An 8,304-nucleotide genomic window follows, 5' to 3' on the forward strand; every position below is an offset into this window, starting at 1 on the left:
CTGGCCGATCTGGTCAGTTACGACAGAAAACACAACGAGGCCAACGGCGAGGGCAACCACGACGGCAGCGACGACAACGCCAGCTGGAACTGCGGCGCTGAAGGGCCCACGGAGGATGCCGGTGTGCTGGCCCTGCGGGGGCGCCAGAGCCGCAACCTGCTGGCCTTCCTGTTGCTCTCGATCGGCACGCCGATGCTGGCCATGGGCGATGAAATCGGGCGCAGTCAACAGGGCAACAACAACGCCTATGCCCAGGACAACCCCCTCAGCTGGCTGGACTGGACGCTGCTGGAGCGCAACGGCGATCTGCATCGCTTCGTGCGCGAGCTGATCGCCTACCGCCGTCGCCGCGATGTGGTGATCAATGAACGCAGCCTCATCCTCCACGACCTGGTGCAGCACCATCAGGTGAGCTGGCATGGGGTGGAGCCGAACCAGCCCGACTGGAGCGAAAGCTCCCGCTCCTTCGCCGTGAAGATCACCAGCATCGACCACCAGTTCCGCTGGCACGCCATGGTCAACGCCTGGTGGGAACCGCTGACCTTCCGACTGCCAGCCGCCGATGCCGGCCACAACACCTGGCAGCGCTGGATCGACACTTCCCTACCCAGCCCGGAGGATGTGGTGTCCTGGACCAGCGCCCCGGCCCTGGAGGGGGACACCTACACGGTGGGCCCCCGCTCCATCGTGGTGCTGATCGTGGGACTCAACCCTGAAGCAGCTGCAGCTGATGGCCATCGGGATCGGCCAGCTGCAGGGCCCGCGTAGCCCCGATCCAGCTGGCCTGATCCCCCAGATCAACCATCCCCGGCGAGATCAGCCGCCCGCCTAAGGCCTCGGCCCGCTCGGCGATTGCCGCCAGATCCGCCACCCGCAGCCGCAGCTGCCAATGGGCCAGATCCTGGATGCCCTGATCGGCGGGCATGGCGCGCCCGCCGGTGGGTTCGCGGTAGTCCAGGCACTCGACACCGGCGCCGGTGGGGCAGCGATGGCCGGTGATGTGCACCCGGGTGCCCGACAGACCATCAAGCCCATTTTGTTCCTGGCCGCTGTTGACGCCATCGCCACCGGCACTCAAGCCCAGCAGCTCGCGGTAGAAACGGCAGCTGGCGGCGGTGTCGGCGATGCCGATGGCGCTGTGGTCGATGCCCAGCAAGGGCCCGGGCGCTTCGACATGCCAGCGGGCCTCCCCCTTGTCCGGCGGGAACTGCAGCAGCTCCAGCGGATGACCCTCCGGATCATGGAACTTGTAGGCGACGATGCCGGCGGCGGCGGTGTTCCAATCCGGCAGCCGCTGGGGCGCCGAGGAAATCGGTTTGATCCGGCCGGCCGCAAACGCCGGCTGCAGAGCGGCCAGGGCCGCCTCCATGGAGTTAACCACCAGGCAGCTGTGCTGGAACCAGCGGTCATTGCTCAGGGAATCGGCCGGGATCGGCCGGCCGGGCCGAGCGCCGGGACCGGAATCGAGCACCTCGGTGAGCTCCAGCACCTCGGCGCCGATTGCCAGCCGCAGCAGCTTGAAGCGGGCCCCTGGCAGGCCCACCAGGTCGGCGTAGGGGCCGCCGTCCACCAGCAGCGGCTCTCCAGAGCGCTGAAATCCCAGACACTCCGCCAAGAAACTGGCGGTGGCTTCGGCGTCAGCGGTCGTGAAGCCGATGCTGTCGATGTGGGGGTGGCTCATGGGTCAAGGGAGTGGGAGTGGGACGATCATGCCGAGCGCAGGCTGAACTCCTGGGGGCCAGCGGAGCTGCGCGGCCTCTCTGTTGCTGGAACCGTTTGGCAGGATCCAGCGCGGCTGGGTTGTGACGGGCTCGATGGATCCGTTGTGAGCCTGGCCGGACGTCGTCGCGGACGCTGTGGCCTCCGGCTGATGGCGCACCAGATCGATACCGCTGAAACGATGGTGAGCTGCCCGCTCAGGGCCGCTGGACCCCGCGAGTATTGGTGAACAGGGAGTAGAGACAGGTCGAAGCGCAGATGAACAGGCGGCTACAGAAGCGATCGCCGAAACAGAGATTCGAGACCCGCCTCGGCACCAGCACCTTGCCCAGCAGCGTGCCATCGGGACCTACACAGTGCACACCATCGGCGGCACCGCACCAGAGATTGCCGTGCTCATCCACCTTGAACCCATCGGCCCAACCGGAGTTGATCTTGTGGAACACCTCGCCGCTGGTAATCGAGAGGCCGTCCTCGCTGACCTCGAAGACGCGGATGTATTGGCGGGGATCGGCTGCACCCGGGGCCCCGGATTCGGCCACATAGAGCTTGCGTTCATCCGGCGAGAAGGCCAGGCCGTTGGGACCATCGAAATCCGAGGCCATGCGCCGCAGTTCCATCGTGGTGGGATCAAAGCGGTAGAGAGCCGGCGGCTGTTCGGATTCCTGGCGGCCGCCCTCGAAATCGTTCATCAGCCCATAGAGGGGGTCACTGAACCAGATCGAGCCGTCGCTCTTCACCACCACGTCGTTGGGAGCATTGAGCTGTTTGCCATCGGCCGTGCTCACCAGGGTGGTGAGGGTGCCGTCGTACTCCAGACGGGTCAGACAGCGGCGACGGTGATGACATGTGATCAGGCGCCCCTGTGAATCGCGAGCCTGGCCGTTGGCGTAATCGGAAGATTCCCGGAAGACAGTGACACCATGCCGCTCGCTCCAACGCATGATCCGGTTGTTAGGAATATCACTGAACAGGAGACACTCATGATCGCCGAACCAGACCGCTCCTTCCAGCCAGCGGAAACCTTCGCCGAGCAATTCCAGCTCGGCGTTGAACTGGATCAGACGATCAAAGCGGGGGTCATAGCTTTCGGTGCGGGGGAGGAGCGGTTGTTGTGTCGCCATGGGTAGAGTTCTGGGATTGGCCTCAGCTGAAATAGCCTGGCTTGGCTCCGCGCCAGGCGTCATCGTTGCGCTGAATAATCAGGTGCAAACTGGGTTCATCGCCTGTTTGTGCGGATAGATGTCCAAATTTGCCGTCCGGAAGTCTAATACAACCTTGATCTCCTCCAAAGCAAAATTCGCCTGCACTGACAACCACCCTGTGGCCATCCATGCTTTCTACCCACCAGGCACCCCGAAGGACATAGATCAATTTGGGAATAGCGTTCTCATGCCAGTCTCCCGTCCAGCCGACCGGGAGAATTGACAATAATGCATTCCCATTGTCAAACAGCTTGTGTGAAAACTGCGGCATTTGGAGCCCGGCCGTCGGGAATCCCGTGTTGAGGGAGAAGAGCTCAAAGGAGTTAATCGCGCACTTCTCCTGCCGGCTGACGCCGTTCTCATCGGTCCAGAGATGCCAGTACCACTGAGGCTGTGGCGCAAGGCTGAGGGGGTCTGTCATGGTTTGGATGTCAATCCTTGATGGCGATGGCTGACATTGCCAATTTTATGCTGGAAACCAGGGCTGCCATCTCCACAACAACTCGGGGAGGGTAGGCAGGGCCGCCTAAAACTGTGTCCAGGGGGTGCCGGCGTGGCCTGACAGCATTGGCTTTGGTCGGCGGGAATGGCTCACCTTCATGCCCCAAATCCCAGATGACGCAGCTAATCGGCTTGATTCCAGCGACTTGATCAGCTTTCTCAATGCCATCCCCGTCGGAGGCTTCCGCCGCGGTGTGCGCTACCCACAGTGGTTTTTGTTGCTGGTCGCGGTGCTCGGGGTCCTGAGTGGCAGCAGGAGCTCCCGTGATCTGGAGGCGTTTGCCAAACGGCATCGGGAGGCGCTCAACCAAGCGCTGGGCCTGGATTACAAGCGTTGGCCGTCGGACGCCACCTTCTTGTACCTGTTTAACAAGGCTTACCCGCAGACCTTTGGCGATGTGTTCCAGGCCTGGATGATCAGCCAGATCCCAGGCGGGGCCAAGGGTCTGGAGCAACTGGTGTGCGATTGAAAGCCGCTCAGATGCTCAGCGGTGGAGACCGAGGACGGGAGCCACCGCTACGGCCTCCGGCCGACTGCGTAAATGTCGCCCATGTCACGGTGTATGCCCGCGCGCTTGGTGTCGCCCTGGCCCAACAGGCCTACGCACCGACGAATCCAGCGAGCGGGCCACCCTCTAGCCGCAGGCTTCTGCGTAGCAGTAGGAGCTGCTCATCACCTTTGAGATTGAGGTCACCTTGATCCAGGCGGATGCTCTGCAAACCACGCAAGCGTTTTTCACTGGTGCTAGCCCTGCGGAGAAGACTGCGTCTACGCCAAGGGGGCCGACGTGCTGTTGACGGTTAAAGGGAATCAGAAAACCCTGTTGCGCCAGATCCAGTGCAAGTTTCAGGGCAAGCGCCAGATCCCCTTCGCCGCAACGGCTCAGGGCAAAAAACATGGCCAAGTCACTTTATGGGAGATGCGGGCCCTAGCCGAAGGCTTCCGCAAAGCGGTAGGAAGCCCCGGAACACATCAAAGAGAACTGGCCTGGTATCAGCTGGATCATCAAGATGATCAGCACCACCGTGACCCGCAACGGAGCGCCGCTGTTTGCGTTCCTGCGCAAGGTGGTCAAGTAGACGCAGTCGAGCCTATTTCTTTGAGCACAGGCTTCATGTTGCACATCACCCACCTTGCCTCAACAATGCCGGCATCGAGACGCGCACCTCGATCCTCTCCGTCACACTGGGGCCAAGCCACGGGGGGACAGTCCCAATGGCAATCCTGATCAGCAACAAAGCTCCGCAGACCTGAGCAGCCGCTCCGGCTGCAGTTCGCAACTGATTCCAGCCATGAACAGACTTTGAAGTAAACTCTTGCGAGAGAATCAGCGGTTTAAGAGAGAAGGCATCTCAGCAAGATAGCGATCTCCATGCTTCTTAAAGATAAATGCAAGATGTGTGCCACTGAGTGCCATTTTACATTCCCAATGATTGTGTTCAGCCATCGAAATATCGGCCACGGCTGCCGAACAACCGCGATACCTCGCGATCAGCTGCACGTCGATTGCCGATCGGTCCGATAGAAAGCGGTATATCGAAGGCGATCAGATCCACCGGCCGACCGCCAATGTGTTCGGCGGCGTCTAGCCGTGCATTGATCTCTGGTCTGCTTCCCTGAGGCCGTGACGCCCAGTCCACAGGAGTGCCATGGGCCAACCCCGCCGCGATGACCGGTTGATGGTTAAGCACTTACGGCCGTGTGCTCAAGTTTCATCGCGGCCAGCCTGCATCAAGGTGTTGCGACCTTGACCTTGAACAAGTGAAAAGGAAACTTGAGTTGTGATGTCCCGGTGGGACTATTCCCCGCGAATCGGTTGATCTGTGATGAGGGGAAATACAAGTAACCATCCGGACCCAGCCGGGAGGCATCGGGCCAGACCAGAATCGAAGCGGGACCACGAGCCACCGTTTCGAAATGTCCATCCGGATAGCGGCGCGTGATACCACCAAGCTCGATATCACTGAAATAGATCGAACCGTCGGCTGTCATCGTCATTCCGGCATTGAACGGGCCACGCCCCATCGACTCGATCGCTTTTGAGAGCACCCCATCAGGGGTGGCGAAATCCTTGAGCAGGCGGGTTTCAATCCGCATCAGCTCAGGACCACCGCTGGGCTGGAAATAGAGATGGCGACCGTCGGCACTGAGCTCAATGGGATTGACGCTCATGTTGCCATTGGGCAGAACTCTCTGAGCGTTCAGATAGGGCTGACCATTGATCGTCAGCCTGAGCTTTTGATCGGAGCGGAGACGGAGATCATTCGCGAGAACACGACGGGCTTGGCCGGTCTTGAGATTGAGAACAACCAACGCCCCCAGGCTGGAATCGGGAAGATAGGCGTAGCCATCGGCCACGCGGACATCGTTGATGAAGCCGCCTTCGGGAACTGCTGTGGTATCGAAAGAATACACCCGCACAACCAGCTTGCTGGCAATATCAATCTGAACCAGCTTGGCCATGCCTTTGATGGGCTTGCCGCCGATACCGGCGGGATCAACGACAAACAATTGATCGGCGGCATCTGACACCACTGAATTGATGCCGACAAACTGGTCTTGGCCTGAGTTGCCGAACTTGTACTGATTCCAGCGACCTCCCGGGAAGGGAGTGATGCTGCCATTGGGCAGGATCTCGCCGACGGAAGGCGTGCTCGAATCTGGGGTATCACGTTGCATGCTGACAAACAGCCTGCCGGTTCGTGAAACCGTCACCCCATTCCAGGTGTAGGTTGGTGATGTGGCAACAACAATTGCTTCAGGCACGGGTCGTGCCGTGGCCTGCAGGATTGCTGCCAGGTAAGCCAGACTGATGCCCGAGAGTGCGCCCAGAGCCAAGGAGCTCAGGCTACGGGAATTAAGCTTGATCAGCATCTCAGGAATCCAGACGGTAGAGCTTCGTTTCACCCATAATGTACGCTCCACCATCGCCAGTGAGAGCAAAGTTGCTCACGCCACCCTCAATGGGGATCACAGCTAGGGGCGTGCCATCTTTGCTGAAGACCTCAAGGCCAGCACCGGTTCCCGTCCATATGCGGTCCTGCTCATCAACCTTCAGGCCATCGGGAATGCCCTTGGTGACCACACAGAAGGTGATGCGATCTGTGGCAAGCGGACCTTCCGGTGTGCTCATCACACGGTAGCGATAAATTGTGCGAGGAAGAACGCTGTCGCGCTCCCCATTGCCGGCGATATAACCCGAATCAGTCACATAGATGTAACGCTGATCGCGGCTGAAGGCGATGCCGTTGGGCTTGGCAAAGCCATCCATCATCAGCCGCTGCTTATGCCCTGAACCATCCAGCCGCCACACCCAGTTTCCCATCGTGGGCTTAGGCCTAAAGCCCTGTTCGTAGCCGTACTGGGGATCTGTGAACCAGATCGCAAGATCGCCGGCCTGGACCACGTCATTAGGACTGTTGAACTGATAGCTGGCAAAACCCTTCGTGAGGATCTGCACTTTCCCAGTAGCGGGATTGTAGGAAGCAAGACCAGCTGGACGCGTGTGATCACCTTGCATGGTCACCACAATGCTGCCGTTGCGGAGGCGGAAAGCGCCATTGGCCATCGGGATCGACTCCGTGAGACCAAGATCCCTGGTCTTGCCGGTAGTGACATTGAACATTGAGGCAATCACGTATTGACTGCCATCCGGACGCTTTAATCGGTTGGAGGTAAAGAAGAGTTCCTGCGTTTCAGGTATGAACACGGGCCCCTCGTGGGCCAGGGGGTTGATGTAGGTGCTGAGCACGCGGATTCGCCAGGCTCCGAGGGCTGGTTCGGCGGCTCGGCTGGCTGCTGTGGCCCCGACGAGGAAGAGTGCTGCCAGGGCTCCGCATCGAAGTGAAGCCAACGATCGATGTAGGGAACGGCGCATGATGTCCTTAAGGTTTTGATTGTCCGGCCAGGCTAGCTGCAACATCAAAACCTTGCTCATCTTGGCAGCCAATGGGTTCGCTGTTCATCAACAGATCCGCCGACAGGATCGGGGCACCTGACGTTCTGAACTGCCATTGAGGAGTGCAAGGCAACCATCGCTGTCGACTTCGGTTGTCGTTGCTCATGTCACTCGACCTTTTCCTGCCAACGGGTGCATCTCCGGCGAGCAGTCGAGTTACGAGGGGACACTGGGGCCAAGCCACTGGGGGACAGTCCCAATGGCAATTGGCTTCATGGAGAAACCGGAGATCAGCCGACGAGTCTGGTGACTGACACCTTTGCCATCAGACCAAACATGCCAATAAGTCACATCAGCGTGGGCCTCCTGCGCGGTGCGAGGATCGCCAGAAGCCTTGAGCTAAAAATATTTCTTCCTTCTCTCGGCAGAAAGGTCTGCTTCAAGTGAGGATTCCGCCAAATTCAGCAGAGGCATTGCTCCGACTAATTCAATCAAAAGGTGAACTCGGTAAGTCCTCACTAAGGCAAACCCAATCACCATGGCAGGCGTATTCTAAGCGCAACTATCTTACCTGCTGGCCACCCCGAAATCGCACCGGCACCAAGCCTTTCGTGTTGAGCTTGATCGCCCAGAGCGTATCGGTGGATCCAATGAACAGAATATTGTTATCGCGGCCACCGAAGCTGAGATTGGCTGTCTGCTTGGGCATCAGGATCTTGCCGATCAGCTTGCCCTGGGGGTTGAGCACATGAATCCCATCAAGGGCACCCACATACACATTGCCTTTCTCATCGAGGCGCATGCCATCTGGGAAGCCGGGGCTCACATCCGCAAAGAGTCGCTGGTTGCTGATCTGGCGTCCATCTGCGGAAACGTCATAGACGTAGATCCGATGGGGCAGATAAGTAAAATTCGTACGCGGCCCCTGAATCGCTCCACTGTCAATGAGATAAAGTAACTTCTCTCCGGGTCCGAATGCA

At 59.6% G+C, this 8,304-nt stretch carries 8 protein-coding genes and 1 pseudogene; 2 read left to right on the top strand and 7 right to left on the bottom strand.

Annotation, left to right across the window (positions count from 1 at the left end; genetic code table 11):
- A pseudogene (locus tag KBZ07_RS12510) lies at nt 1-768 on the top strand (glycogen debranching enzyme); the annotation flags it as partial.
- Here the strand turns inward: KBZ07_RS12510 and KBZ07_RS12515 are convergent.
- From KBZ07_RS12515 to KBZ07_RS12525, 3 genes are all read right to left on the bottom strand, one after another.
- Nucleotides 707-1,681: a VOC family protein gene (locus tag KBZ07_RS12515; protein ID WP_254931922.1), complete on the bottom strand. Its 975-nt coding sequence runs from the start codon at nt 1,679-1,681 to the stop codon at nt 707-709. The pseudogene KBZ07_RS12510 and the gene KBZ07_RS12515 overlap by 62 nt on opposite strands.
- 235 nt (nt 1,682-1,916) lie before the next feature.
- Nucleotides 1,917-2,843 (bottom strand): SMP-30/gluconolactonase/LRE family protein, encoded by a 927-nt coding sequence (locus tag KBZ07_RS12520; protein ID WP_254931923.1) that lies wholly within the window; start codon nt 2,841-2,843, stop codon nt 1,917-1,919.
- A gap of 22 nt (nt 2,844-2,865) precedes the next feature.
- The gene (locus KBZ07_RS12525) at nt 2,866-3,345 is read right to left on the bottom strand and encodes a cupin domain-containing protein (protein ID WP_254931924.1); all 480 of its coding nucleotides are present in this window, start codon (nt 3,343-3,345) and stop codon (nt 2,866-2,868) included.
- A 178-nt stretch (nt 3,346-3,523) separates the two neighbouring features.
- Between KBZ07_RS12525 and KBZ07_RS12530 the strand changes: the two genes are divergently transcribed.
- Entirely contained in the window at nt 3,524-3,895 is a 372-nt protein-coding gene (locus KBZ07_RS12530) for a transposase family protein (RefSeq protein ID WP_254931925.1), read from the top strand.
- Between the two features lie 459 nt (nt 3,896-4,354).
- On the opposite strand, the gene KBZ07_RS12535 is transcribed toward KBZ07_RS12530, so the two are convergent.
- From KBZ07_RS12535 to KBZ07_RS12550, 4 genes are all read right to left on the bottom strand, one after another.
- Entirely contained in the window at nt 4,355-4,492 is a 138-nt protein-coding gene (locus KBZ07_RS12535; protein WP_254931926.1) for a hypothetical protein, read from the bottom strand.
- Between the two features lie 665 nt (nt 4,493-5,157).
- The gene (locus tag KBZ07_RS12540; RefSeq protein WP_254931927.1) at nt 5,158-6,300 is read right to left on the bottom strand and encodes a major royal jelly family protein; all 1,143 of its coding nucleotides are present in this window, start codon (nt 6,298-6,300) and stop codon (nt 5,158-5,160) included.
- Between the two features lies 1 nt (nt 6,301).
- Nucleotides 6,302-7,363: an SMP-30/gluconolactonase/LRE family protein gene (locus tag KBZ07_RS12545; RefSeq protein ID WP_254931928.1), complete on the bottom strand. Its 1,062-nt coding sequence runs from the start codon at nt 7,361-7,363 to the stop codon at nt 6,302-6,304.
- Between the two features lie 523 nt (nt 7,364-7,886).
- Nucleotides 7,887-8,304, bottom strand: a 418-nt coding sequence (locus KBZ07_RS12550) for an SMP-30/gluconolactonase/LRE family protein (RefSeq protein WP_254931929.1), incomplete at its 5' end; no start/stop codon positions are given.

The organism is Cyanobium sp. BA20m-14, from assembly GCF_024346295.1.